This is a genomic window from Enterobacter sp. E1, from assembly GCF_016809815.1.
Taxonomy (GTDB): Bacteria; Pseudomonadota; Gammaproteobacteria; order Enterobacterales; family Enterobacteriaceae; genus Enterobacter; species Enterobacter adelaidei.
On sequence record NZ_JAFBJM010000001.1, the window covers coordinates 85,820 to 109,707 of the forward strand.

The following is a 23,888-nucleotide window of genomic DNA, read 5'->3' on the forward strand; positions in this document are numbered from 1 at the left end:
ACTGGTCTACTCAGGAGTCTTTATGTCAGCTGAAAAATTATTTACCCCATTGAAAGTGGGTGCCGTCACTGCACCAAACCGCGTGTTTATGGCTCCGCTTACCCGTCTACGCAGCATTGAGCCGGGTGACATCCCAACCCCACTGATGGGTGAATACTATCGTCAGCGCGCAAGCTCTGGCCTGATCATCACGGAAGCCACACAGATTTCTGCTCAGGCTAAAGGTTATGCGGGCGCGCCGGGTCTTCACAGCCCGGAACAGATCGCCGCATGGAAGAAAATCACCGCGGGCGTTCACGCTGAAGAAGGTCGTATTGCGGTTCAGCTGTGGCACACCGGTCGTATCTCTCACAACAGCATTCAGCCAGGCGGTCAGGCACCGGTTTCCGCTTCCGCCCTGAGCGCGAATACCCGTACTTCACTGCGTGATGAAAATGGTCACGCAATCCGCGTTGATACTTCTATGCCACGCGCACTTGAGCTGGACGAGATCCCGGGTATCGTTAACGACTTCCGCCAGGCCGTAGCCAATGCGCGTGAAGCCGGGTTTGACCTGATTGAACTGCACTCCGCGCATGGCTACCTGCTGCATCAGTTCCTGTCACCGTCGTCTAACCATCGCACCGATCAGTATGGCGGCAGCGTCGAAAACCGTGCCCGTCTGGTACTGGAAGTGGTTGACGCCGTATGCCAGGAGTGGAGTCCGGATCGTATTGGTATCCGCGTCTCCCCGATTGGCTCTTTCCAGAACGTCGACAACGGTCCGAACGAAGAAGCGGACGCGCTGTATCTGATTGAAGAGCTGGCGAAACGTGGTATTGCTTATCTGCACATGTCCGAGCCCGACTGGGCCGGTGGTCAGCCTTACACAGAGGCTTTCCGTCAGAAAGTACGCGACCGTTTCCACGGCGTGATCATCGGTGCGGGAGCCTATACTCCTGAGAAAGCCGAAGATCTGATCAATAAAGGTCTGATCGACGCCGTCGCGTTTGGCCGCGACTACATCGCCAACCCGGATCTGGTTGCCCGCCTGCAGCAGAAAGCGGCACTGAACCCACAGCGTCCGGAAAGCTTCTACGGCGGTGGTGCAGAAGGCTACACCGACTACCCTTCTCTGTAATCCCTCCAATGAGCATTGATAGCGGCGACAATTCGCCGCTATACTAAAACATCGTTTCTGTTCAAAAACATATTCTATTCCATAGGTTAATGAGGAAATTATGCGCCTACTTCACACCATGCTGCGCGTTGGCGATCTGCAACGTTCTATTGATTTCTACACTAACGTCCTGGGTATGAAACTGCTGCGCACCAGTGAAAACCCGGAATACAAATACTCGCTGGCGTTTGTGGGTTATGGCCCGGAAACGGACGAAGCGGTGATTGAGTTGACTTACAACTGGGGCGTAGACAGCTATGAGCTGGGTACGGCCTACGGCCATATCGCGCTGGAAGTGGACAACGCGGCCGAAGCGTGTGAGCGCATTCGCAGCAACGGCGGTAACGTGACGCGCGAAGCGGGCCCGGTCAAAGGTGGCACTACCGTGATTGCGTTTGTGGAAGATCCGGACGGTTACAAAATCGAGCTGATTGAAGCCAAAGACGCCGGTCGCGGTCTGGGCAACTGATCCCTCAGGGCGCAATATGCGCCCGTAGTTTTACTGCATACCCTTCCAAAATTTGCCATAATGCGCTCTGCTTTTTCCCCATGTAAGAGACCCTGATGTCCGATAACGCTCAATTTAGCGGTCTGTGCGACCGTTTTCGTGGTTTTTATCCCGTTGTCATTGATGTAGAAACAGCCGGATTTAACGCTAAAACCGATGCGCTGCTCGAAATTGCCGCCATCACGCTGAAGATGGATGAACAGGGCTGGCTTACACCGGACACCACGCTGCATTTCCACGTTGATCCTTTTGAAGGGGCAAACTTACAGCCGGAAGCACTGGCGTTTAACGGTATCGACCCGCATAACCCGTTACGTGGTGCAGTCAGTGAATATGATGCGCTGCACGCCATTTTTAAGATGGTGCGTAAAGGTATGAAAGAGAGCAACTGCAGCCGCGCGATCATGGTAGCCCATAACGCCACATTCGATCACAGCTTTACCATGGCCGCCGCAGAGCGTGCCTCGCTCAAACGAAATCCCTTCCACCCATTTGTCACCTTCGATACTGCCGCCCTGAGTGGCCTGGCGCTGGGGCAAACGGTGTTATCAAAGGCCTGTATCACGGCAGGTATTGAGTTTGACGGTACGCAGGCGCACTCTGCCCTGTATGACACGGAACGCACTGCAGAGCTGTTCTGTGAGATCGTCAACCGCTGGAAACGTCTGGGTGGCTGGCCGCTGCCGATGGGCGACAGCGAAGAGTAAAAAAAGCGACCTCAAGAGGTCGCTTTTTTATTTCAGCAGAAAGTTACTCTGCGTCCGGCTCTTCAGTTTTGTACTTAGCCGCCGTCTCTTTGATCAGCTGCTGCAGTTCACCGCGCTGATACATCTCAATCAGGATATCGCAACCGCCAACCAGTTCACCGTCTACCCACAGCTGTGGGAAGGTCGGCCAGTTAGCGTACTTAGGCAGCTCAGCGCGGATGTCCGGGTTTTGCAGGATATCAACGTAAGCAAAACGCTCACCACAGGCAGACAGTGCCTGAACGGCTTGCGCGGAGAAGCCGCAGCTTGGCAGCTTCGGAGAACCTTTCATATACAGCAGAATCGGGTTTTCAGCGATCTGGCGCTGGATTTTTTCAATAGTGGTGCTCATGTCTTGCTTCCTTTAACTTCTGTTACGGCATTAGTCTGACATTGTAGCGGTTCAGACTGGCATCGGAAAATAACATTTTTGTCACGTTTATTTATTTTACCGCGACTCATGAAAAGTTGCATTGCAAATGGTGTTTAACCCTGCTGCACTCAGGGTTTTGCTTAGGGAGTGAACAAATGTGCGACAGAACGATGAATTTTTTTGCACTTGCTAACGAAACACGATTGTAGATTGAAAAATGCTATTAACTTCTCGGGTTTTTATGGATTAGAATCGACGGGCTTTGTAAATCATACGCAGGTACTATAGATGATCTGCATTTATCAGGGGACTGCCCAGTGGCGCGGATAAATAAAATCTCGATCACGCTCTGTGCTTTACTGTTTACATCACTCACTTTCACGCCAGTGGCAAACGCCTCTCAGCAGGCGCGGCATTCTGCTGTGCAAAAGAACCATCTGGTGAAAGCCACAGAACGTAAGAAAAAAACCACCAGTAAGAACGATAAGAAAAAAACAACTGCTCAGACTAAACAAACCGCTTCAAGCAAGACAAAAACAAAATCTTCCCGCACTGCTCACACATCCAAAAGTAAAGCCTCGCAGACTGCCGCCAACCTCGTGACTGAAAAATGCATCACGCGTAAAGGCCACAAGGCGAAATGCACGAAGGTCACGAAAATAGCGGAAGTGCATAAAGTGCGTGTACAGAAAGCGCAAAAAACCGCGATGAACAAACTGATGGGGCAAATTGGCAAACCTTATCACTGGGGTGGCAGTTCACCGCGTACCGGCTTTGACTGCAGTGGCCTCGTCTATTACGCCTATAAAGATCTGGTGAAGTTCCGCATTCCACGTACTGCCAATGAAATGTACCACCTGCGCGATGCTTCTCCGGTTGACCGTGGTGAGCTGGAAAACGGCGATCTGGTCTTCTTCCGTACACAGGGTCGCGGCACGGCTGACCACGTCGGTGTCTATGTCGGTAACGGAAAATTCATTCAGTCGCCACGCAGCGGTCAGGATATTCAGATCACCTCGCTGAGTGAAGACTACTGGGTTCGCCACTACGTCGGCGCGCGTCGCGTCATGACACCTAAAACCATTCGCTAATCCCTGCCCTGCCGCGTCGCGGCAGGGTAAGTTCCTCTTTTGCATACCCTTTCAATTTGCTATTCTCTCCTCGTTGTCTGTGTGGTTATTGGCAACACAAAATACAATAAGGAGAGAAGCAATGTCGTTCGAATTACCTGCACTACCGTATGCAAAAGACGCCCTGGCACCGCACATTTCTGCGGAAACCCTGGAATATCACTACGGCAAGCATCACCAGACGTACGTCACCAACCTGAACAACCTGATCAAGGGCACCGATTTCGAAGGCAAAACGCTGGAAGAGATCGTCCGCAGCTCTGAGGGGGGCGTATTCAACAACGCAGCTCAGGTGTGGAACCATACCTTCTACTGGCACTGCCTGGCGCCAAACGCCGGTGGCGAACCTGCCGGTGAACTGGCTACCGCCATCAACGCCGCCTTTGGCAGCTTCGCGGATTTCAAAGCGAAATTTACCGATGCAGCTATCAAGAACTTCGGTTCTGGCTGGACGTGGCTGGTAAAAGAAGCCGATGGCAAACTGGCTATCGTTTCCACCTCTAACGCGGGTACCCCACTGACCACCAGCGCTAAGCCGCTGATGACCGTGGACGTTTGGGAACACGCTTACTACATTGATTACCGTAACGCGCGCCCGAACTACCTGGAGCACTTCTGGGCACTGGTTAACTGGGAGTTTGTGGCGAAGAACTTCGCCGCATAAGAGACACGCAGAAGGGTTCGCCCTTCTGCGTTTTTTTGCTTATTCAGCAGCGCAGGCTGTTTCTGGCTGCTTACGACCGGACATCATCACCAACAGCAGACCAAGCGCGGCAATAATCGCCCCCATCACCGGTACAAAACTGTATCCCAGTCCCCCGGAAATAACCGCGCCACCGGCGGCTGCACCGAGCGCATTACCGAGATTGAACGCACCAATATTCACTGAAGACGAAAGACCCGGCGCCTCATGGGCGACACGCATCACGCGCATTTGCAGCGGTGGAACCACAGCAAAGGTGGCAGCTCCCCAGACGACCATCGCAATGGCTGCTCCGAACTCATTACGTGCCAGCCACGGAATAGCAATCATGATGACAATCAGCAGGGTTAAGAAGCCCTTCAACGTCCCGCTCACGGAACGATCGGCAAATTTCCCACCCAGATAGTTACCAATCGAGAAGCCCACGCCAATCAACACCAGCATCGCAGTGATAAAGATCGGTGTCGCGTGAGTGATGTCGTGAAGCACGGGAGAAATGTAGGTATAGAGGGTAAACATCGCCCCTGCCCCCAACACGGTCGTCAGCAATGCCGAGAGCACCTGCGGGCGTACCAGCACAGACAACTCTTTGCGCACGTCAGGACGTTCCCCCGCGCTGCCTTTCGGCAGGGAGAAGAACAGTGCCACCATCGCGATCACACCGAGACCGGCCGTCGCCAGGAAAGACATACGCCAGCCGATCGCTTCACCCAGCCAGGTTGCCGCAGGCACCCCGCCGATGTTGGCAATCGTTAGTCCCATAAACATGGTTGCCACGGCACTCGCCTGCTTGTGTTTTGGCACCACGCTTGCGGCAACAACCGACCCCAGCCCAAAGAACGCGCCGTGGTTAAGGCTGGTCAAAATGCGGGACAGCATCAATGTGGTGTAGTCCGGCGAAATGGCGGAAAGCACGTTGCCCAGGGTGAAAATCGCCATCAGGAAAATCAGCGCATTGCGGCGCGCGCGATGCGAAAGCAGAAGCGTCATCAGCGGCGCCCCGACCATCACGCCGATAGCGTAGGCGCTGATTAACATCCCTGCGGCAGGGATCGAGACATCCACGCCTCTGGCAATAACAGGCAGTAAACCCATCGGGGAGAATTCAGTGGTGCCAATCCCAAAAGCGCCAATCGCCAGGGCCAGCAGGGGAAAATTGATTTTCATACGTCAACTCCGGATGCCGTGTCATGAGGTGACACAGAACAAAGAAGCGGAAAGCATGACATCAATCACAAAAAATGAGAAGTTAACAAAATGGCAAAAGATTTTTGCCAGAGGAGTAACAATCAAGGGAATCGGGAGGGAGAAAGCTCTCCCTCCGCGTAAATCAGTGCAGTGCGGCCGTCAGACCCGCTGCGACAATCAAAGCCAGCACAATAACGGTGGTGAACAGCGAAAACTTCAGATCGGAACTCATCAATTTTTCTCCTTTTAATCCCCCCACGAAAAGTGAGCTTGCTCATTTTTGCACAATTTACGTCAAAAATCTTCCTGGATTTAAACGGATAACCACTTTACCTCTTCCCCTTTTCATCAAGATAGGACAAAATTCCACGCTAAATTTATTAGCGTACCGGCCATTGACCCCCTCCTGACGTCCTGTGTCGTTTTCCCGGCGTGTCGCAATTCAAAATTGCGTGATAAGGGTGAGAGAAGGCAAACGTTTACCTTCAAGTTTTTCAGGAGTTTAGGATATGGTCTGGAGTGACATTTAATGGCAACAATTAAAGATGTAGCAAAACGCGCAAACGTTTCCACTACAACCGTATCACATGTAATTAACAAAACCCGCTTTGTGGCGGAAGAGACGCGCAACGCCGTCTGGGCAGCGATCAAAGAACTGCACTATTCGCCAAGTGCGGTTGCGCGTAGCCTCAAGGTTAATCACACCAAGTCTATTGGTTTGCTGGCGACCAGCAGTGAAGCGGCCTATTTTGCCGAGATCATTGAAGCGGTTGAGAAAAACTGTTTTCAAAAAGGCTATACCCTGATTCTGGGCAACGCATGGAACAGCATTGAAAAACAGCGCGCCTACCTGTCGATGATGGCGCAAAAGCGCGTTGATGGCCTGCTGGTGATGTGTTCCGAGTATCCGGAAACTGTGCTGTCCATGCTGGAAGAGTATCGCCATATCCCAATGGTGGTGATGGACTGGGGTGAAGCCCGCGCGGACTTCACCGATTCCGTTATCGATAACGCCTTTGAAGGCGGTTATATGGCGGGTCGTTATCTGATAGAACGCGGTCACCGCGAGATCGGTGTGATCCCGGGTCCACTGGAGCGCAATACCGGTGCAGGTCGTCTGGCTGGGTTTATGAAAGCGATGGAAGAAGCGCTGATCACCGTGCCGGAAAACTGGATCGTGCAGGGCGACTTCGAACCGGAGTCGGGCTACCGCGCGATGCAGCAGATCGTCTCCCAGCAGCACCGTCCGACCGCCGTTTTCTGCGGGGGCGACATCATGGCAATGGGTGCCCTCTGTGCTGCCGATGAGCTGGGTCTGCGTGTACCGCAGGATATTTCTGTGATCGGGTATGACAACGTGCGTAACGCGCGCTTCTTTACGCCGGCATTAACGACCATTCACCAGCCGAAAGACTCACTGGGTGAAACCGCCTTCAATATGCTGATGGACAGGATCGTCAACAAACGAGAAGAGTCGCAGTCCATTGAAGTTCACCCGCGTCTTATTGAACGCCGCTCCGTTGCGGATGGTCCGTTCCGCGACTACCGCCGGTAATCTCTTCACGGGGCCAGTTAAGCTGGCTCCCGTAGCCATTCCCGGTTTAGCGTTTCGCTGTCTCCCAAATAATCCAGCAGCCAGGCCATCGCTGGCGAGACATCATTTTGTTGCCAGGTGAGGCAACAGGCCGCATCCGGGAACGGGTTCTCTAGCGTCAACTCAACCCACTCTCCGGTGTCAATTCGCGGCCGCGCAAAATGAACGGGCACCATCGCAACGCACAAGCCAGCACTGAGGCACGTCGCCGACGATTCCCAGTCGGGTGCAACCACCCGCCGCTGGTTATCCAGAAGCCAGGTGATACGCTTGGGTAATGAACGGGACGTATCCTCCAGCACCAGCGATGGCCAGTTGCGTAGCGTATCGTCGCTCAAGGGGCCTTCCAGAGCCGCCAGCGGATGATCGCTTGCCACCACGCATTTCCAGCTCAGCATCCCCATATCGCGAAACGCATAACGTCCCCCAACCGGAATCGCCTGCGTGGCCCCGATCGCCATCTCTGCCCTGCCGTCCGCCAGCGCATCCCAGACGCCGTTAAACACTTCCTGCGACACCCGCAATTCAACGTCAGAAAAATGACGATAGAAATCGACAATCATTTGCCGGGTACGCTCGGGTTTGACGATATTATCCACCGCGATGGAAAGATGCCCCCGCCAGCCGTTAGCGATCTGCTGACACTGTTCGCGGGTGATCTGCATTTTTTTGATGACAGAACGTCCTTCTTTCAAAAACCACGCGCCGGCGGGCGTTAATTCCACATCACGATGTCGCCGTTCAAACAGCGGAACAGCCAGCCACTCCTCCAGCTGACGCACCGTGTAACTGATAGCTGAAGGCACGCGGTGTAACTCCTGCGCCGCTCCACTGAAACTGCCGTTACGCGCGACAGCATCGACCACTTCAAGAGAATAATCTGACCACATTTTCTGCCTGCAAAAAATTTGAATGCACACGCCAAATATTAGCGTTTCACAAGCGGCTTTGCACTCCCTACACTCAGCGCCAATGTATACCTACCTCCTCAGGAGAATAAAACAATGCAACCCAGGAAAGGTTTTTTAGTCTGGCTCGGCGGCTTAAGCGTGCTTGGCTTTTTGGCCACTGATATGTACCTGCCGGCTTTCGCCGCCATGCAGGAAGATTTGCAAACCCCTGCAGCGGCCATCAGCGCCAGCCTGAGTTTGTTCCTCGCCGGTTTCGCCTTCGCGCAGCTACTTTGGGGGCCGCTATCAGATCGTTTTGGCCGTAAACCAGTACTGTTGCTGGGACTTGGCATTTTTGCCGTCGGCTGTCTGGGTATGTTATGGGTACGCGATGCAACCTGGCTGCTGGTGCTGCGCTTTGTGCAGGCCGTCGGCGTCTGTGCAGCAGCGGTGACCTGGCAGGCCCTTGTTACCGACTACTACCCAGCCAACCGCACCAACCGGATTTTCGCCACCATTATGCCGCTGGTAGGGCTTTCACCTGCCCTCGCCCCGCTGCTGGGCAGCTGGATCCTGGTGCATTTCGAGTGGCAGGCCATCTTTGCCACCCTGTTTGCCATCACGCTGGTACTCATGCTGCCGGCATTCGCGCTCAAACCAGCGCATAAAAAAGAGGCACATGCGGATGCGAAGCCCATTACCTTTACCTCTTTGCTGAGTGCCAAAGCGTATCGAGGTAATGTCCTGATTTATGCCGCCTGCTCGGCGAGCTTCTTCGCGTGGCTGACCGGTTCGCCATTTATTCTGCACGATATGGGGTACAGCCCGGCGGCGATCGGCCTGAGCTATGTCCCGCAAACCATCGCATTCCTGGTGGGTGGGTACGGCTGTCGTGCGGCGCTGCAGAAATGGGAAGGTCAGCAGATGCTGCCGTGGCTGCTGGTGCTGTATGCATTGAGCGTTATCGGGACATGGGCCGTTGGTTTTATCCCTGGCACCGGTCTGGTAGAAATTTTAATGCCATTCTGCGTGATGGCCGTTGCTAACGGGGCAATCTACCCTATCGTTGTGGCGCAGGCATTACGTCCGTTTCCGCAGGCGACGGGTCGCGCGGCTGCGCTGCAGAACACCCTGCAGTTGGGTCTGTGCTTCCTGGCAAGCCTGGTGGTCTCTGCGCTGATTGCCACACCGCTCCTGACCACCACTACCGTGATGCTGGTGACCGTTGTGCTGGCCTTTGTGGGCTACCGTATGCAGGCTTCCGCACAGCGTGAGCTGAATGACAGCACGCCAGTTGAAACGTCGCATGCGTAATCGCGTCGGAAATTATGTTAACTTCCAGTGATTAGGTTGCTAAGAATTTTTTATTGAATCACCAAATTTTGAGGCCTATACTAAATTTGGTTCGATTAAATACGATAAATATTAAGTGTTAACGGGAGCCGGAGTGCTCCCGTTTTACCATGGAAGGCATTTCGGCAAGGGTTATCTCCCTTCCTCTGTTCTACGTCGGATATTAGCCTCGCGGTATTTACCGTGAGATTTCTCACAAACCAAAAAAAGCGTCTACGCTGTTTGAAGGTTCTGATCACACAGGGTGATGGAGAAGCTATGAGTTCATCGTGTATAGAAGAAGTCAGCGTTCCGGACGATAACTGGTCCCGGATCGTCAGTGAACTGTTAGGTCGAGCAGGCATCACTATCAATGGATCGTCGCCAGCCGATCCCCAGGTTAAACATCCCGACTTTTTTAAGCGCGTGTTGCGGGAGGGTTCGTTAGGCCTGGGGGAAAGCTATATGGACGGTTGGTGGGAGTGCGAACGGCTGGATATCTTCTTCTCCAGCGTGTTGCGTGCCGGTCTGGAAAATCAACTCCCCCGCAATCTGAAAGACACACTGCGCGTCGCCTCTGCCCGGCTGTTTAATCTGCAAAGTAAAAAACGCGCGTGGATCGTCGGCAAAGAGCATTACGATCTCGGCAACGACCTGTTCAACCGTATGCTTGACCCCTTCATGCAATATTCCTGCGCTTACTGGAAAGAGGCTTCGACGCTGGAAGAGGCTCAACAGGCTAAGCTGCATCTGATTAGCGAGAAACTGAAGTTAGAACCCGGAATGCGCGTGCTGGATATCGGCTGCGGCTGGGGTGGGCTGGCCTGGTTTATGGCGAAGCACTACGGCGTCAGCGTGGTGGGTGTCACTATTTCAGCTGAACAGCAAAAGATGGCGCGGGAACGCTGCCAGGGTCTCGATGTGGATATCCGGCTACAGGATTACCGCGATCTTAACGAACAGTTTGACCGTATCGTTTCGGTGGGCATGTTCGAGCACGTGGGACCGAAGAACTACAACACCTATTTTGACGTGGTGGATCGTAATTTGAAACCGGACGGCATCTTCCTGCTGCATACCATCGGCTCTAAGCGAACCGATAACAACGTTGACCCGTGGATCAACAAATACATCTTTCCGAATGGCTGTTTACCGTCCGTTCGCCAGATTGCCAACGCCAGTGAACCCCATTTCGTGATGGAAGACTGGCATAACTTCGGTGCGGATTATGACACCACGTTGATGGCATGGCATGCTCGTTTTCAGGAAGCCTGGCCTGAGATTGCGGACAACTATTCTGAACGATTCAAGCGGATGTTTAGCTATTATTTGAATGCCTGCGCGGGGGCGTTTCGCGCGCGGGATATTCAGCTCTGGCAGGTGGTATTCAGCCGTGGCATTGAACACGGTTTGCGTGTCGCCCGCTAAAAAAATAACCCCGGTTACCCGGGGTTATTTTTTATTCTTCTTCTGCTGTTTTAATTATTGCGGCTTCTTTTGCCGCCAGCACACGCTCAACGGTATCCACCACCGCCTGAGTTTGCGGATCGATTTCGATATTTACGCGATGCCCCAGTTTTTTCGCCCCCAGCGTGGTGCGCTGCAGCGTTTCAGGAATTAAATGCACACAAAAACGCGTCGGCGTCACTTCCCCGACAGTCAGACTAATCCCATCAATACCAATAAACCCCTTGTACAGGATGTATTTCATTAATGAAGGATCCTGCATTTTAAACCAGATTTGACGGTTATTTTCCGAGGTCACAATTTTCGCCACTTCGGCAGTGGTCATGATGTGCCCCGACATCAGATGCCCGCCAATCTCATCGCTGAACTTCGCCGCACGTTCAACGTTGACGGTATCCCCAACCGCCAGCTCACCCAGGTTGGTGATACGCAGCGTCTCTTTCATTAAATCAAAGCTGATCTGGTTGCCGTTAATTTCGGTCACGGTCAGGCAGCAGCCGTTATGCGCAATCGAGGCACCGGTTTCAATGCCCTCAAGCATATATTCCGGCAGCTCAACAACATGAGTTCGGAAATTAGGTTTTTCATCAATGGACACCACTTTGGCGGTACCCTGCACAATACCAGTAAACATGCTTACAACTCCTGTTTTTTCCGGACGGTGGTGACACCGTTTAATCCCATCACAATAACAGTTGGAAAAACAGGTTGCCAGCGGAGCGCATTTTCTGGCGATTTTTTCACTAGATAAATAGCTAAAGCCCGCTACAATAGCTGGCACCCCCCTGCATTTTCTTCTTGCTGCCCGTTTCGGCGGCTTTTTTAGTCTCTCAAATAACAACAAAATAAAGGTGTTCACGTGCAGAAGTACATGAATGAAGCGCGCCAGTTATTGGCACTGGCTATACCAGTGATCGTCGCGCAAGTGGCCCAGACCGCAATGGGATTTGTGGATACGGTAATGGCGGGTGGCTATAGCGCCACCGATATGGCTGCCGTTGCTATCGGCACGTCAATCTGGCTTCCGGCCATCCTGTTCGGCCACGGTCTGCTGCTCGCGCTCACGCCTGTTATCGCCCAGCTCAATGGCTCGGGTCGTCGCGAGCGCATTGCCCATCAGGTCCGTCAGGGTTTCTGGCTGGCGGGGTTTGTCTCCGTGCTAATTATGGTGGTGCTCTGGAACGCGGGCCATATTATTCGCGCCATGCATAACATTGACCCGGCACTGGCTGACAAAGCCGTGGGTTATCTGCGCGCCCTGCTCTGGGGGACTCCAGGCTACCTCTTTTTCCAGGTGGCGCGTAACCAGTGTGAAGGTCTGGCGAAAACGAAACCTGGGATGGTGATGGGCTTTATTGGTTTGCTGGTCAATATTCCTGTTAACTATGTCTTTATTTACGGTCATTTCGGAATGCCGGAACTGGGTGGCGTCGGCTGCGGCGTGGCGACGGCAGCCGTTTACTGGGTGATGTTCTTCTCGATGATCGCCTTTGTAAAACGCGCCCGTTCCATGCGCGATATCCGCAACGAGAACAGATTTAGTACGCCAGACTGGAGCATCATGACGCGTCTGGTGCAGCTAGGTTTGCCGATTGCCCTCGCGCTGTTCTTCGAGGTGACGCTTTTCGCCGTGGTCGCCCTGCTGGTCTCCCCGTTGGGCATTGTGAACGTAGCCGGGCACCAGATTGCGCTGAACTTCAGCTCGCTGATGTTCGTCCTGCCGTTGTCGCTGGCGGCGTCGGTGACTATCCGTGTCGGCTTCCGTTTGGGGCAAGGTTCGACGATAGACGCGCAAACAGCCGCGCGAACCGGGCTGGGTGTCGGTGTCTGCATGGCCATCTGTACAGCACTCTTTACCGTCACGCTACGCGAACAAATCGCCCTGCTCTACAATGACAACCCCGAAGTCGTGGCTCTGGCGTCGCATCTGATGCTGCTGGCAGCGGTATACCAGATATCTGATTCCATTCAGGTGATTGGCAGCGGTGTGCTGCGTGGATATAAAGACACGCGTTCCATCTTCTTTATTACCTTCATCGCCTACTGGGTATTGGGTCTGCCGTGTGGTTACATTCTGGCCCTGACCGACCTGGTGGTTGACCGCATGGGTCCGGCCGGATTCTGGATGGGCTTTATCATCGGTCTGACCTCTGCGGCAATTATGATGATGATGCGAATGCGCTTCCTGCAACGTCAGCCATCAACGGTCATTTTGCAACGCGCAGCACGTTAATTACGCAGTAGCCGCCAGCCGGCGGCTACTTTATCTTCACTTTGCGCGGTAATACAGCAATCGCGTGAAATCAGAGAGAAAAATGCATTTTCCCTCTTGCCTCATTGGTGCTGTGCCGCTAATATTCGTCCCCGTTGTCACCGACAACACGTTGCGTTCATAGCTCAGTTGGTTAGAGCACCACCTTGACATGGTGGGGGTCGTTGGTTCGAGTCCAATTGAACGCACCATTCTGCGTCCGTAGCTCAGTTGGTTAGAGCACCACCTTGACATGGTGGGGGTCGGTGGTTCGAGTCCACTCGGACGCACCATTTCAGTCCTGAAATGGTGCAAATTCCCCTCTGATTTCCTGAATTATCCTAATCCCTTATTTTCATCACTGTTCTCCTGCTACGCTTTCCTCATGGAAAAAAAGAGGAATACCGTCGATGAAGAAAATCGCCATTATCGGTTCCGGCCCTACAGGGATTTATACCTTTTACGCACTTCTTAATAATCCGCAGCCGCTTTCGGTTTACGTCTTTGAGCAAGCTGATAACTCGGGCGTGGGTATGCCCTATAACGACGACGATAATTCTCGTCTGATGTTGGCGAACATTGCGAGCATTGAAATCCCGCCACTGTTCATGTCCTACCTCGACTGGCTTAATGACCAGAGCGAAACCCATCTGGCACGCTTTAAGGTGGATAAATCCCGTTTGCATGACCGGCAGTTCCTGCCCCGGCTCCTGCTGGGTGAGTATTTCTGCGACAGCTTTTGGTCAATCGTAAAAGAGGCGAAAAAACGCGGGTTCCATGTTGAAATCCATGAGTCTGCCCGGGTCACCGACATCGTGCCCACGAATGACGGCGTCACGCTTTCCGTCAACGACAGCAGTTTTCCTGAACGCTTTGACCTTGCGGTTATCGCCACCGGCCACGTCTGGCCTGAAGACGACGAAGCCTCTCGCACGTACTTCCCAAGCCCGTGGTCCGGTCTGATGGATGCCAAAATTCCGCCCTGCCGTGTTGGTATCATGGGGACATCGTTAAGCGGTCTTGACGCGGCAATGGCGGTAGTGATGCAGCACGGCGCGTTTCGCGACGGTAAATTCGTTCTGGATACAGGCAGCGAGGCGTTAAAGATTGTCCTGATGTCCCGAACGGGCATTCTCCCGGAAGCCGATTTTTACTGCCCTATTCCTTACGAACCGTTGTCAGTGTTGACTGAGCTCGCGGTTGAACGCGAAATTGCCAAAGGGCCGGATGGCCTGCTTGATCGCATTTTTGCCCTGATGGTGAGAGAGCTTGAACTTGCTGACCCCGCATGGTGTAAGAAAGTTGCTCTGCATAAGCAGACGGCAGACAGCATGCGTGAGGCCTGGTTTGAAGATCGTAAACGACACGACCCGTTCACCTGGGCCGAAGAAAACCTCGACGAGGTTGAGAGAAACAAACAGGAACACCGCACCGTGGCCTGGCGCTACACCGTGCTTCGGCTCCATGAAGTGGTTCAGACGATCGTACCGCATCTCGACGATCGCGACAGTAAGCGCTTCAAACAAGGTCTGGCCCGGGTCTTTATCGACAACTATGCGGCTATCCCTCCACAGTCTATTCGCAGGCTGCTCGCGCTTCGCGAAGCCGGCATTATTAGCGTGGCTGCGCTCGGTGACAATTACACGCTGGATATTGGCAGCGATAGCGCAGCAATCGCCACAAAAGAGACCGTCTACCGTTTCGACGTTTTTATTGATGCGCGCGGGCAAAAGCCGCTCAAAACGAAAGATCTGCCCTTCCCGACGCTGCGCAAGCAGCTGGAAGCAACGGGTGAAGAGATACCCGACATCGGCGAAGATTACACCTTAAAAGCGCCTGACACCGTTCGCGGGCGCATCGCCTTCGGCGCGATACCGTGGCTAATGCACGATCGTCCCTTCGTTCAGGGGCTGGCGGAGTGTGCAGAGATTGCAGAGGCGATGGCGAAAGCGGCAGAAAAAACCGCGTCTGGGTTACGGCGGAAATTACCGTATAGTGAGGACTGACAGGGCATCCATGCCCTGCTGTAATGGATTACTCGAAATACACTTCCGGGTTTTCAGACAGCGAAACGAAGGTTTTCGTCGCTTTATCCAGCGCGCGAATTTCGCCGCTTTCAATGTCATACACCCAGCCGTGCAGTCGGATAGAGTTGTTACGCAGGCCCACCGCCACGGATGGATGGGTCTTAATGTTGCTCAGCTGCGCAAATACGTTTTCCTGCACCATCGCGTTGACTTTATCGATCGGCTTATCCCAGATTTTCTTCTCAACCACCGCTTTTGCCGCATCGGAATAGCGCAACCAGTGCGACACAGCAGGCATCGGCTCCAGGTTCGCGTTATCGGCAATCGCCTTCATCGCACCACAGTTGGAGTGACCGCAAATCACGATATCCGTCACACCCAGCGCCACAACAGCGTATTCGATGGTTGCGGACACACCGCCAGGCTCAGGTCCGAACGGCGGCACGATGTTGCCAGCATTACGAATGACAAAGAGTTGTCCTGGCTCCTGCTGGGTGACCAGTTCCGGGACCAGACGGCTGTCGGAGCATGAGATGAACAGCGCTTTGGGATTCTGGCTGGACGCTAAACTGCGGAAGAGTTCTTTACGTTGCGGGAAAATCTCTTTTTGAAAGCTGAGAAAACCTTCAATGATATGTTGCATAGCAATGTCTCTTTTATCTGTTTTAGTTTAGGCATGATCGAGATCACACTCGTAAAGTTTACCCACCGTGGTTTACTTCAGACAAGCAATATATTTCTGGCCCGACCGCCGCACGATCTCGTCAGCAAAGGCAAGAATGTTCTGCCCTTCGAATGCGCCGTACAGCCGTGCAAACCTTCTGCCTTCCAGATGACTTACGACCGTCGCCACGGTGCGGGCCGGCAGCGGGAGATAATTCGGGTAGCTCCACATAAACGAAACAGCGTCTTTCCCCGGCGTGACCTGCAGAATATCGCCCACCAGCAATACCCCCGCACCTTCCTGCCAGTGCAGCACTGTCCCGCCAGCAAAATGACCGCCGAGGCGCAGCAAAGTAACCGACGGGAAAATTTCCAGCGCATCGTCCTGCCAGAAGTGGATTGCCGGGCTATCGCGCATGACCCATTCTCTGTCGCTGGCGTGCAGATACAATGGTGCATCAAACGCCGCAGCCCATTCCTGCATCGTGGTGTAATAGTGCGGATGCGAAATCGCAATCGCGCTGATACCGCCGAGCGCAGTGATGAGCGTTTTAGTTGCCGGGTCGAGGTTAGCAATACAGTCCCAGAGAATATTGCCGTGCGGGGTACGCAGGAGCAATGCCCGCTGGTTGATAGCAAATGCGGGCACCGTTTTGATACTAAACAATTGCGGCTCCAGCTGCTGCCATTTGTTGCTGTGTGTGGCAGTGACGGTATCGAAATCTGTCCACACCTGGCCCGTCACGGGCACATACTGACGGTCATCCTCGCAGATCGGGCATCTGTCAGGCTGTGCATCATAGGCGGTTCCGCAGGTTTTACAGAGGGTAATCATGTGTTCTCCTCAGCGATAAAGCACTGAGTATGGCAGGGATTATCCTTATGTGCTGCGAGGTACATTGCTGGCTTTTTTTGCCCTATACTGTGCCAGTATCAAAAACTGAACAGAGCAGGTGCAACATGGAAATTGATCTCGATAACTTAGTGTTTAACGGTCTGGATGAAGCAGAAGAGCGTAATGCGGAACGTCTGGACGACGCGGATAAAAAAGCGCAGGCGATTGTCGCCGACGACGACTGCGGCGACGCCTGCAAGATCTAATAAAAAAGCACCGGGAAACCGGTGCTTTTTTATTTCACTCGTTAAACGTCGCGCACACCTCGTTCCAGTACGTTTCGCGCGTGCGGCGCAGTTCAGCGTGGCGTTTTATCATGGAACCACTCCGGGTCAATGTTGGCAACGTCTACGCCATACAGGCTGGCGACAGGCAGTATCGACTCAAGAACACGTTGCGCGCTGTTCTCCGCATTCGCTGGCCGGGCCGCAAAAAACCGCCGTAACGTGCTGATCCATTTTTTCATCGTCTTACCCTCTCTCGCCGTATCTGCCTTCAGTTAAGCACCCAAATCCCGTGGAGGGGAAATACCAAAATCCACTGTCGATGTGCAGGATCTGCAAATAGCCCCCCGTCCTTTTCACTCTTCATTAACACCTTGTTCACTAATGCTTTTTTGCTCATAGCAAAGAACGATTTCTTATTTGGCGATAGCTTTCCCTTATGGGAGCGTAACGGGGTAAAACAAAAACAACGGGATGGCGTATGACTATGGCAGCAAAAATGAAAGGGTTTAAAAAACGGACGCTGGTTCTGGGATTAGTGGCGGCCTGGGGCCTGTTTTCAGCGCAGGCGCAGGCCGATCAGCTAGCGGATATCAAGGCAGCAGGGGTGGTGAAAGTAGCCACATTTGATGCCAACCCGCCGTTTGGCTCGATTGATGCCAAAACGCATGAGATCGTGGGTTACGACGTGGACTTCGCCAAAGCGCTGGCTAAATCACTCGGCGTGAAGCTTGAACTGGTTGCCACCAATCCGGCCAACCGCATTCCGCTGCTGCAGTCCGGCAAAGCCGACCTGATCGTGGCGGATATCACCATCACCCCGGAACGCGCACAGGTCATTGATTTCTCGACGCCTTACTTCGTCACCGGCCAGCAGTTCCTGGTTCCGGCGAAATCACCGGACAAGCTTGATGACTACAGCCGGGCGCGTATTGGCGCGGTCAAAGGAACCACGGGCGAACAGGCGCTGCACCAGCGTTTCCCGCAGTCCCGCGTGCTCTCTTATGACGATATTCCACTGGCGCTGACGGCACTGCGCAATGGCAACGTGCAGGCAATCACCCAGGACAACACTATTCTGGCCGGTCTGCTGGCGCAGGCGCCGGATAAAGCCAACTTCAAAATCCTGCCCGATCTGCTCAGTAAAGAAGAGATTGGCGTGGGGGTGAAGAAAGGTGAAACCGCGCTGCTGAAGGCCGTTAACGACGAGCTGGTTAATCTCGAGAAGAACGGCCAGGCGGCAAAAATCTACGACGTCTGGTTTGGTCCAGGCACTCCAGCTCCACAGCCTCGCGCCTTTAAAATAGAAGCTAAGTAATATGCTCTCAGGTTTATTTTCACACTCCGCGGTCGGTGCCGCGGATTTTTCACATCTGGAACAGGCCAGCGTCGAGTTTCGTCATGTGGACAAACGCTACGGTGACCATCAGGTTTTAAACGACATTAACCTCACCATCACGCCCGGAGAAGTGGTCGCCATCCTCGGCCCTTCGGGTTCCGGTAAATCCACCCTGATTCGTCTCATCAACCAGCTTGAAACCCTGAGCGGCGGGGAGATCCTTGTCGACAACAAACCGACCGGCAAGCTGTCTGGTATCGGGCTGCGTCAACTGCGCAGCCGCGTGGGGTTTGTGTTCCAGCAATTCAATCTTTATGCCCATCTCACCGCCAGCCAGAACATCACCCTGGCGCTGGAGCAGGTTCACGGCTGGAAGCCGCAACCTGCCCAGGAGCGCGCGCTGTCCCTGCTGGAGAAAGTCGGAATGCTGGAAAAAGCCCACCATTTCCCGACAGAGCTTTCTGGTGGTCAACAGCAGCGCGTGGCGATAGCCCGTGCTCTGGCCTCTTCGCCGCAAATCATTCTCTTCGACGAGCCGACATCGGCTCTCGATCCTGAGATGATTGGCGAAGTGCTGTTTGTGATGAAAGCCCTCGCCCACAGCGGGATCACCATGATCGTCGTGACCCACGAGATGCAGTTTGCCCGGGAGATTGCCGACCGGATCGTCTTTATCGACGGCGGGCAAATTCTCGAGATTGCACCGCCGGCGCAGTTTTTTAGTCAGCCCTCACATCCGCGCGCGCAGCGTTTCCTGCAAAAGGTGCTTAACCCACTGCATCAGGAGCATCTGTAATGCCCGCGCTCGACTGGCACGGGGTACTGACCGGACAGCCCCTGCAGTGGATATTCTCCGGATTTCTCACCACCCTGTGGGTCACGATTATGGGGATCATGCTGGCAAGCCTGCTGGCGTTACTTTTTATGCTCCTGCGCCTTTCCGGCGGACGTCTCGGGAGCGCCATCGTCAGTGGCTGGGTATCGCTGTTTCGCAATACGCCGCTGCTGGTGCAGCTGCTGTTCTGGTATTTTGCCGCCTGGAACGGATTACCACAGGCGTTTCGCGACGTGGTTAACGCGGATCACAGCTGGTCAATTCTGCCCGGCGACGTCTGGTGGTTTACACCCGAGTTTTTATGTTCCGCCTGGGGGTTGGGCGTCTTTACCTCGGCGTTTTTAATCGAAGAGGTGGAGTCAGGGTTACGTTCTGTGCCTGCCGGACAACGGGAGGCCGCGCTGGCTCAGGGTTTCTCTTCGTGGCGTTTGTTTCGTCACATCCTTCTGCCGCAGGGCCTGGCCAACGCCTGGCAGCCCGTTGTGGGGCAGTACCTTAATCTGATGAAGCTCTCCTCGCTCGCCAGCGGGATTGGCTTTGCCGAACTCACCTACCAGGTCAGGCAGATTGAAAGCTACAACGCGCATGCGCTGGAAGCATTTACTGTCGGTACCGCACTCTATCTCCTGACCGGTCTGGTCATGGGAATGGTGCTGGTTCGTATTGGACCTCAGGCGAAACGTAAACGCCCCATCGCTGTCACCGCAGGGAGTGAAAAACATGATTGCCGGACTTAATGTCATCACCGATAACCTCGATTATCTGCTGTGGGGACGTGCGGCAGCGGGTGAACCGGGCGGCGTATTGCTCTCGTTGATGATGGCGACTGGAGCAGCCGTCATTGCTCTGCCCGGCGGGGTTGCTCTCGCGTGTCTGGCCTGGCGCTTTACCGGGCTCGTGCGAAAGGCCCTCTTTTTGTGGGCAGAACTGATCCGCGGTATCCCGCTCATCTTCGTGATTTTCTGGATGTGGTATCTGCTGCCGCTCATTACCGGGGGCGATCTGCCGGGAGCGCTTACCGTCACGCTGGCCCTGGCCTGGTTTACGGCGGCAACCGTGATGCACTCGGTGCTGGCCGGACTTAACGCGCTACCCTCCGGGCAATATGAGGCTGCACTGTCTCAGGGATTCAGCACGCAACAAACGTTGTTGCGCGTACTGCTGCCGCAGGCGCTGAGGAATATTCTGCCGTCACTGGTGGGGATTTTTATCAGCCTGCTGAAGGATACGTCGCTGGCGTTTATCGTGAACGTACCGGAACTGACCACAGTCGCGGGACAGGTCAACAACCGGGTGCAAATCTACCCGGCGGCCATTTTTATCTTTACGGGTGTGGTCTACTATCTGCTCTGCTGCTCGCTGGAGCAGCTTGCGAAACGCTGGCGTATCACCCGGCCAGCGCTTTAACCACCGTTTCCATCGCTTCGGTTGTTAATTCACTGCGTTTAACGCGCTGGTTCGCCAGCGCGGTACGCAGTACTCCAGCAATGACAATATGCTTTGGCTCCTGCCCTAAATCACGCATCTCAAGCACCACCTTACCGACTACCCGGCACATCTCCTGATACAGCGCTTCATCTTTAGTCACATTACCCATCGTCATCACTCCATTGCCTGTTAAACGTTGAGCTTAAATGATTCTCCTGCCGGATACAAAAAAGAAGCCCGGCGAGAAACTCGCCGGGCTTCATCTGTAAAATCAGCTAATTAGTTGTTTACTGGAATGACTGCGCCTTTGTACTTGGTGCGGATCCAGTCCTGAATCTCTTTCGAGTGCAGCACGTTCACCAGCGCAACGATATCTTTCTTCTTCTCGTCACCGCGATGGACGGTGATGATGTTGGCGTACGGGTTGTTTTCACCGCTCTCAACCGCAATCGGGTCGTGAACCGGATCCAGACCGGCGTCAATCGCGTAGTTGGCGTTGATCACCACCGCAGCGCCTTCATCATTGTTGTACATCTGCGGCAGCAGAGAGGCTTCAACGTTAGGGGTGAACTGCAGCTTTTTCGGGTTTTCTACGATGTCGCTGATGCGCGCGGTCACTTTGTCGATGCCCGGTTTCAGCTTGATCACGCCCTCTTTTTCAAAGATAGAGAGGATACGGCCCTCTTCAGAAACAGCGTCACGCATGATGATCTTGCCGCCTTCCGGCAGATCTTTCAGCGACTTATATTTTTTAGAGTAAATGCCGATTGGCTCTATGTGGATCGCGCCTGCACTGACAAAATCATAATCCTTGTCGCCCGCATGATCTTTCAGAACGCTGTTCAGGTAAGGGATGTGCTGGAAATAGTTCGCGTCGATATCATGACCCGCCAGCGCGGTGTTGGGCAGAATGTAGTCCTGGAACGGTTTAATCTCCAGGTCGATACCCTGCTTCGCCAGAATCGGTTTTGCCTGCTCCAGAATTTCAGCGTGTGGCGTATTGGATGCCCCCACGGTCAGGGTGTCGGCCCAGGAGGCAAAGCTCAGGGCACTCAGGGTTGCTGCAGCGATCAATGTCAGTGTCTTTTTCATGATGTGGTTCCTGTGTGTATTTATTAGCGTTTATCTAACAGTGAAGTAATGATGTCGCCGCAGAACTGAATGATGAAAACGATGATTAAAATAGTCACCGTTGCCACCAGCGTGACGTCACCATGGTTGCGCTGGAATCCTTCCAGATAAGCCAGATTTCCCAAACCACCGGCGCCAATCACCCCTGCCATCGCGCTGTAACTCACCAGCGCAATCAGCGTCACCGTAATACCTGATACCAGTGCGGGTGATGATTCCGGCAGTAAAACCCGAAATACTAACGTGCTCAGTCGTGCGCCCATCGAGCGAGTTGCTTCGATGACGCCTTTATCCACTTCACGCAGGGCGATCTCCACCAGGCGTGCGTAGAACGGTGCGGCGCCTACAATCAGTGCCGGCAGTGCCGCGTTGGCGCCAAGGATGGTGCCAACAATGGTCTTGGTGAACGGGATCAGCAACACAATCAAAATGATGAACGGAATAGAACGGAACACGTTCACCACAATCGAAATGACGCTATACACCGTGCGATTGTGAAACAACCCACCGCGTGCGGTTAAAAACAGCGCCAGCCCCAGCACAATACCCAGCACAAACGTCGCCACGCCTGAAAGCGCCGTCATGTACAGCGTCTCCAGCGTCGCCGCCCAGAGCTGATCCCATTTGAGATGCGGAAAGAGATTCTCAGCCATGTTTAATCACCTCGCCTTCAATATCGCTGTGCTGCAGGTCGGCGAGGATATTGTTCAGTTGTTCGTCAGATGCCACGACGTGCACCCAGAGCTGGCCAAACACGCCGTGGGCGGTTTGCGTCATTTTCCCGTGCAGGATGTTAAACGGCAGGCCGTAGCGGAGGGTCAACTCACCTACGATCGGCTTATGCGTGCTGTGCCCGGTAAACGTCAGTTTGATGACCGTGCCTTCCAGATCGTTTGCCAGCTCGCTATTAAAGGTTTCCTCCTCGGCATACTGGCTTACCTGGCGGACAAACTGCTGCGTAATGGGCTGTTGTGGATGGGTAAAGACGCTCAGCACATCCCCTTCTTCCACCACTTTACCGTTCTCCATTACCGCCACGCGGTCGCAGATTTTGCGCACCACGTGCATCTCGTGCGTGATCAACACGATGGTCAGTTTGAAGCGGCGATTAATATCCAGCAGCAGATCGAGGATCTGATCGGTAGTCTGCGGGTCGAGCGCTGACGTAGCTTCATCACAGAGCAGCACGTCGGGGTTATTCGCTAGCGCACGCGCAATGCCTACACGTTGCTTTTGCCCGCCGCTCAACTGCGACGGGTACGCATTCTCACGCCCTTTCAGCCCAACGAGCTCGATAAGCTCGGCCACGCGCGCCTTGATTCTCGCTTTCGGCACACCAGCAATTTGCATTGAAAACGCGATGTTTTCTGAAACCGTGCGCGACCACAGCAGGTTGAAATGCTGGAACACCATACTGATTTTCAGGCGTGCCTGGCGCAGCGCCTCGCCACTGGCGGCAGAAATGTTCTGCCCATTAATGGTGACACTTCCGGTGCTGGGTTTTTCCAGACCGTTCAGCAGACGAATCAGCGTGCTTTTCCCGGCCCCACTGTAACCAATAATTCCGTAAATCTGTCCCTGCTCTACCGCCAAGTTGACGTCATCAACGGCAGTCAGTGCCACTTTTCCGTTGTCAAAAACCTTCGAAATATTACTCAGTACAATCATTCTTATTCGTTATCCGTCCCGCACATGGCGGTTTAGAAGTATGGATGTCCAAACGAGTGTAAACAGGCGTTATCAGCTTTTAAATGAATAAAAAGGCATGTGTTATAACCGTGGGAAATAAACAGCGGATTTACCGGGAGGGAAGCATTTAGACCAATTTCAGCAATGATTATCTGCCAGATGTATATCTGCTGGCTGACACCCTTAAAAATCGGTCATTTTTGCAGCATTTCTCACTGGTATAGCCATCCTCACATCCAGACAACTTTACGTCTTGCTATCCTGACATCCAAAAACGGCATTTATATTCCTTTCAGTTCTAAACGGCAGTGAATGG

General features: G+C 53.7%; 27 protein-coding genes and 2 tRNA genes. 17 read left to right on the forward strand and 12 right to left on the reverse strand.

Annotated features, from left to right (window positions below):
* Positions 1-22: 22 nt before the first annotated feature.
* The 3 genes from JGF26_RS00420 to rnt all read left to right on the forward strand — a co-directional run bounded on the left by JGF26_RS00420 (position 23) and on the right by rnt (position 2,374).
* Positions 23-1,120 (forward strand): alkene reductase, encoded by a 1,098-nt coding sequence (locus JGF26_RS00420; RefSeq protein ID WP_049006327.1) that lies wholly within the window; start codon positions 23-25, stop codon positions 1,118-1,120.
* A 100-nt stretch (positions 1,121-1,220) separates the two neighbouring features.
* On the forward strand, positions 1,221-1,628 hold the full coding sequence (gene gloA, locus JGF26_RS00425; protein ID WP_013096923.1) for a lactoylglutathione lyase: 408 nt from the start codon (positions 1,221-1,223) through the stop codon (positions 1,626-1,628).
* 95 nt (positions 1,629-1,723) lie between these two features.
* Entirely contained in the window at positions 1,724-2,374 is a 651-nt protein-coding gene (rnt, locus tag JGF26_RS00430) for a ribonuclease T (RefSeq protein ID WP_049006331.1), read from the forward strand.
* A gap of 43 nt (positions 2,375-2,417) precedes the next feature.
* Here rnt and grxD read toward each other — a convergent pair whose 3' ends face one another.
* Positions 2,418-2,765, reverse strand: a complete 348-nt coding sequence (gene grxD, locus JGF26_RS00435) for a monothiol glutaredoxin 4 (RefSeq protein WP_003832760.1) — start codon at positions 2,763-2,765, stop codon at positions 2,418-2,420.
* Positions 2,766-3,103: 338 nt separating this feature from the next.
* Between grxD and JGF26_RS00440 the strand changes: the two genes are divergently transcribed.
* A complete protein-coding gene (locus JGF26_RS00440) occupies positions 3,104-3,877 on the forward strand; it encodes a C40 family peptidase (protein ID WP_028017288.1) in 774 nt (257 codons plus the stop codon).
* Positions 3,878-3,998: 121 nt separating this feature from the next.
* The gene (gene sodB / locus JGF26_RS00445) at positions 3,999-4,580 is read left to right on the forward strand and encodes a superoxide dismutase [Fe] (protein WP_028017287.1); all 582 of its coding nucleotides are present in this window, start codon (positions 3,999-4,001) and stop codon (positions 4,578-4,580) included.
* Between the two features lie 39 nt (positions 4,581-4,619).
* Here the strand turns inward: sodB and JGF26_RS00450 are convergent, their stop codons facing one another.
* Positions 4,620-5,786 (reverse strand): MFS transporter, encoded by a 1,167-nt coding sequence (locus tag JGF26_RS00450; protein ID WP_028017286.1) that lies wholly within the window; start codon positions 5,784-5,786, stop codon positions 4,620-4,622.
* 163 nt (positions 5,787-5,949) lie between these two features.
* Positions 5,950-6,039, reverse strand: a complete 90-nt coding sequence (locus JGF26_RS00455; protein WP_020688313.1) for a YnhF family membrane protein — start codon at positions 6,037-6,039, stop codon at positions 5,950-5,952.
* A gap of 297 nt (positions 6,040-6,336) precedes the next feature.
* Between JGF26_RS00455 and purR the strand changes: the two genes are divergently transcribed.
* Positions 6,337-7,362 (forward strand): HTH-type transcriptional repressor PurR, encoded by a 1,026-nt coding sequence (gene purR, locus JGF26_RS00460; protein ID WP_028017285.1) that lies wholly within the window; start codon positions 6,337-6,339, stop codon positions 7,360-7,362.
* A 17-nt stretch (positions 7,363-7,379) separates the two neighbouring features.
* Here the strand turns inward: purR and punR are convergent, their stop codons facing one another.
* On the reverse strand, positions 7,380-8,291 hold the full coding sequence (gene punR / locus JGF26_RS00465) for a DNA-binding transcriptional activator PunR (RefSeq protein WP_129324548.1): 912 nt from the start codon (positions 8,289-8,291) through the stop codon (positions 7,380-7,382).
* 114 nt (positions 8,292-8,405) lie between these two features.
* On the opposite strand from punR, the gene punC reads away from it, so the two are divergent.
* Positions 8,406-9,605 carry a purine nucleoside transporter PunC gene (gene punC / locus JGF26_RS00470; RefSeq protein ID WP_028017283.1) on the forward strand — a complete coding sequence of 400 codons (1,200 nt, stop codon included), beginning with the start codon at positions 8,406-8,408 and terminating at the stop codon, positions 9,603-9,605.
* A gap of 297 nt (positions 9,606-9,902) precedes the next feature.
* On the forward strand, positions 9,903-11,051 hold the full coding sequence (gene cfa / locus JGF26_RS00475; RefSeq protein ID WP_108090111.1) for a cyclopropane fatty acyl phospholipid synthase: 1,149 nt from the start codon (positions 9,903-9,905) through the stop codon (positions 11,049-11,051).
* A gap of 31 nt (positions 11,052-11,082) precedes the next feature.
* On the opposite strand, the gene JGF26_RS00480 is transcribed toward cfa, so the two are convergent.
* Complete coding sequence (locus JGF26_RS00480) at positions 11,083-11,724, reverse strand: riboflavin synthase (RefSeq protein WP_028017281.1); 642 nt, start codon at positions 11,722-11,724, stop codon at positions 11,083-11,085.
* A gap of 225 nt (positions 11,725-11,949) precedes the next feature.
* Between JGF26_RS00480 and mdtK the strand changes: the two genes are divergently transcribed.
* The 4 genes from mdtK to JGF26_RS00500 all read left to right on the forward strand — a co-directional run bounded on the left by mdtK (position 11,950) and on the right by JGF26_RS00500 (position 15,347).
* Positions 11,950-13,323 carry an MdtK family multidrug efflux MATE transporter gene (gene mdtK / locus JGF26_RS00485; RefSeq protein ID WP_134707588.1) on the forward strand — a complete coding sequence of 458 codons (1,374 nt, stop codon included), beginning with the start codon at positions 11,950-11,952 and terminating at the stop codon, positions 13,321-13,323.
* A 153-nt stretch (positions 13,324-13,476) separates the two neighbouring features.
* A tRNA-Val gene (locus JGF26_RS00490) sits at positions 13,477-13,553 on the forward strand.
* Positions 13,554-13,557: 4 nt separating this feature from the next.
* Positions 13,558-13,634: transfer RNA gene (locus JGF26_RS00495), tRNA-Val, on the forward strand.
* A 117-nt stretch (positions 13,635-13,751) separates the two neighbouring features.
* Positions 13,752-15,347, forward strand: coding sequence for an FAD-NAD(P)-binding protein (locus tag JGF26_RS00500; RefSeq protein ID WP_134707587.1), 1,596 nt, complete (start codon positions 13,752-13,754; stop codon positions 15,345-15,347).
* Between the two features lie 28 nt (positions 15,348-15,375).
* Here JGF26_RS00500 and JGF26_RS00505 read toward each other — a convergent pair whose 3' ends face one another.
* Together JGF26_RS00505 and JGF26_RS00510 are read right to left on the reverse strand one after the other, a co-directional pair.
* Complete coding sequence (locus tag JGF26_RS00505; RefSeq protein ID WP_108090114.1) at positions 15,376-16,011, reverse strand: carbonic anhydrase; 636 nt, start codon at positions 16,009-16,011, stop codon at positions 15,376-15,378.
* A gap of 72 nt (positions 16,012-16,083) precedes the next feature.
* On the reverse strand, positions 16,084-16,866 hold the full coding sequence (locus JGF26_RS00510; RefSeq protein WP_134707586.1) for an MBL fold metallo-hydrolase: 783 nt from the start codon (positions 16,864-16,866) through the stop codon (positions 16,084-16,086).
* Positions 16,867-16,991: 125 nt separating this feature from the next.
* On the opposite strand from JGF26_RS00510, the gene JGF26_RS00515 reads away from it, so the two are divergent.
* Complete coding sequence (locus JGF26_RS00515) at positions 16,992-17,132, forward strand: hypothetical protein (RefSeq protein ID WP_003857665.1); 141 nt, start codon at positions 16,992-16,994, stop codon at positions 17,130-17,132.
* Between the two features lie 92 nt (positions 17,133-17,224).
* On the opposite strand, the gene JGF26_RS00520 is transcribed toward JGF26_RS00515, so the two are convergent.
* Complete coding sequence (locus JGF26_RS00520; RefSeq protein WP_032666818.1) at positions 17,225-17,392, reverse strand: hypothetical protein; 168 nt, start codon at positions 17,390-17,392, stop codon at positions 17,225-17,227.
* A 245-nt stretch (positions 17,393-17,637) separates the two neighbouring features.
* Between JGF26_RS00520 and JGF26_RS00525 the strand changes: the two genes are divergently transcribed.
* The 4 genes from JGF26_RS00525 to JGF26_RS00540 are packed head-to-tail and all read left to right on the forward strand — an operon-like array spanning position 17,638 to position 20,731.
* Positions 17,638-18,468, forward strand: a complete 831-nt coding sequence (locus tag JGF26_RS00525) for an ABC transporter substrate-binding protein (protein WP_134707649.1) — start codon at positions 17,638-17,640, stop codon at positions 18,466-18,468.
* A 1-nt stretch (position 18,469) separates the two neighbouring features.
* On the forward strand, positions 18,470-19,285 hold the full coding sequence (locus tag JGF26_RS00530) for an amino acid ABC transporter ATP-binding protein (RefSeq protein ID WP_134707585.1): 816 nt from the start codon (positions 18,470-18,472) through the stop codon (positions 19,283-19,285).
* Positions 19,285-20,061, forward strand: coding sequence for an amino acid ABC transporter permease (locus tag JGF26_RS00535; RefSeq protein WP_128347968.1), 777 nt, complete (start codon positions 19,285-19,287; stop codon positions 20,059-20,061). Before JGF26_RS00530 ends, JGF26_RS00535 begins: the two co-directional genes overlap by 1 nt.
* Positions 20,045-20,731 carry an amino acid ABC transporter permease gene (locus JGF26_RS00540; protein ID WP_108090117.1) on the forward strand — a complete coding sequence of 229 codons (687 nt, stop codon included), beginning with the start codon at positions 20,045-20,047 and terminating at the stop codon, positions 20,729-20,731. The genes JGF26_RS00535 and JGF26_RS00540 overlap by 17 nt, the downstream gene beginning before the upstream one ends.
* Here the strand turns inward: JGF26_RS00540 and fumD are convergent.
* From fumD to JGF26_RS00560, 4 genes are all read right to left on the reverse strand, one after another.
* Positions 20,712-20,921 (reverse strand): fumarate hydratase FumD, encoded by a 210-nt coding sequence (gene fumD, locus JGF26_RS00545; protein ID WP_008500615.1) that lies wholly within the window; start codon positions 20,919-20,921, stop codon positions 20,712-20,714. The two genes, JGF26_RS00540 and fumD, sit on opposite strands and share 20 nt — an antisense overlap.
* A gap of 110 nt (positions 20,922-21,031) precedes the next feature.
* Positions 21,032-21,844: a MetQ/NlpA family ABC transporter substrate-binding protein gene (locus tag JGF26_RS00550; protein WP_003857677.1), complete on the reverse strand. Its 813-nt coding sequence runs from the start codon at positions 21,842-21,844 to the stop codon at positions 21,032-21,034.
* 23 nt (positions 21,845-21,867) lie between these two features.
* Complete coding sequence (locus JGF26_RS00555) at positions 21,868-22,536, reverse strand: methionine ABC transporter permease (RefSeq protein WP_049006353.1); 669 nt, start codon at positions 22,534-22,536, stop codon at positions 21,868-21,870.
* A complete protein-coding gene (locus tag JGF26_RS00560) occupies positions 22,529-23,551 on the reverse strand; it encodes an ATP-binding cassette domain-containing protein (protein ID WP_134707584.1) in 1,023 nt (340 codons plus the stop codon). Before JGF26_RS00560 ends, JGF26_RS00555 begins: the two co-directional genes overlap by 8 nt.
* Between the last annotated feature and the right edge of the window lie 337 nt (positions 23,552-23,888).

Excerpts from the sequence above, each read along its gene's own strand:
- JGF26_RS00420 (WP_049006327.1), top strand. The coding sequence starts at position 23 with ATGTCAGCTGAAAAATTATTTACCCCATTGAAAGTGGGTGCCGTCACT.
- gloA (WP_013096923.1), top strand. The coding sequence starts at position 1,221 with ATGCGCCTACTTCACACCATGCTGCGCGTTGGCGATCTGCAACGTTCT.
- rnt (WP_049006331.1), top strand. The coding sequence starts at position 1,724 with ATGTCCGATAACGCTCAATTTAGCGGTCTGTGCGACCGTTTTCGTGGT.
- grxD (WP_003832760.1), bottom strand. The coding sequence starts at position 2,765 with ATGAGCACCACTATTGAAAAAATCCAGCGCCAGATCGCTGAAAACCCG.
- sodB (WP_028017287.1), top strand. The coding sequence starts at position 3,999 with ATGTCGTTCGAATTACCTGCACTACCGTATGCAAAAGACGCCCTGGCA.
- JGF26_RS00450 (WP_028017286.1), bottom strand. The coding sequence starts at position 5,786 with ATGAAAATCAATTTTCCCCTGCTGGCCCTGGCGATTGGCGCTTTTGGG.
- JGF26_RS00455 (WP_020688313.1), bottom strand. The coding sequence starts at position 6,039 with ATGAGTTCCGATCTGAAGTTTTCGCTGTTCACCACCGTTATTGTGCTG.
- purR (WP_028017285.1), top strand. The coding sequence starts at position 6,337 with ATGGCAACAATTAAAGATGTAGCAAAACGCGCAAACGTTTCCACTACA.
- punR (WP_129324548.1), bottom strand. The coding sequence starts at position 8,291 with ATGTGGTCAGATTATTCTCTTGAAGTGGTCGATGCTGTCGCGCGTAAC.
- punC (WP_028017283.1), top strand. The coding sequence starts at position 8,406 with ATGCAACCCAGGAAAGGTTTTTTAGTCTGGCTCGGCGGCTTAAGCGTG.
- cfa (WP_108090111.1), top strand. The coding sequence starts at position 9,903 with ATGAGTTCATCGTGTATAGAAGAAGTCAGCGTTCCGGACGATAACTGG.
- JGF26_RS00480 (WP_028017281.1), bottom strand. The coding sequence starts at position 11,724 with ATGTTTACTGGTATTGTGCAGGGTACCGCCAAAGTGGTGTCCATTGAT.
- JGF26_RS00500 (WP_134707587.1), top strand. The coding sequence starts at position 13,752 with ATGAAGAAAATCGCCATTATCGGTTCCGGCCCTACAGGGATTTATACC.
- JGF26_RS00505 (WP_108090114.1), bottom strand. The coding sequence starts at position 16,011 with ATGCAACATATCATTGAAGGTTTTCTCAGCTTTCAAAAAGAGATTTTC.
- JGF26_RS00510 (WP_134707586.1), bottom strand. The coding sequence starts at position 16,866 with ATGATTACCCTCTGTAAAACCTGCGGAACCGCCTATGATGCACAGCCT.
- JGF26_RS00515 (WP_003857665.1), top strand. The coding sequence starts at position 16,992 with ATGGAAATTGATCTCGATAACTTAGTGTTTAACGGTCTGGATGAAGCA.
- JGF26_RS00520 (WP_032666818.1), bottom strand. The coding sequence starts at position 17,392 with ATGAAAAAATGGATCAGCACGTTACGGCGGTTTTTTGCGGCCCGGCCA.
- JGF26_RS00525 (WP_134707649.1), top strand. The coding sequence starts at position 17,638 with ATGGCAGCAAAAATGAAAGGGTTTAAAAAACGGACGCTGGTTCTGGGA.
- JGF26_RS00530 (WP_134707585.1), top strand. The coding sequence starts at position 18,470 with ATGCTCTCAGGTTTATTTTCACACTCCGCGGTCGGTGCCGCGGATTTT.
- JGF26_RS00535 (WP_128347968.1), top strand. The coding sequence starts at position 19,285 with ATGCCCGCGCTCGACTGGCACGGGGTACTGACCGGACAGCCCCTGCAG.
- JGF26_RS00540 (WP_108090117.1), top strand. The coding sequence starts at position 20,045 with ATGATTGCCGGACTTAATGTCATCACCGATAACCTCGATTATCTGCTG.
- fumD (WP_008500615.1), bottom strand. The coding sequence starts at position 20,921 with ATGGGTAATGTGACTAAAGATGAAGCGCTGTATCAGGAGATGTGCCGG.
- JGF26_RS00550 (WP_003857677.1), bottom strand. The coding sequence starts at position 21,844 with ATGAAAAAGACACTGACATTGATCGCTGCAGCAACCCTGAGTGCCCTG.
- JGF26_RS00555 (WP_049006353.1), bottom strand. The coding sequence starts at position 22,536 with ATGGCTGAGAATCTCTTTCCGCATCTCAAATGGGATCAGCTCTGGGCG.
- JGF26_RS00560 (WP_134707584.1), bottom strand. The coding sequence starts at position 23,551 with ATGATTGTACTGAGTAATATTTCGAAGGTTTTTGACAACGGAAAAGTG.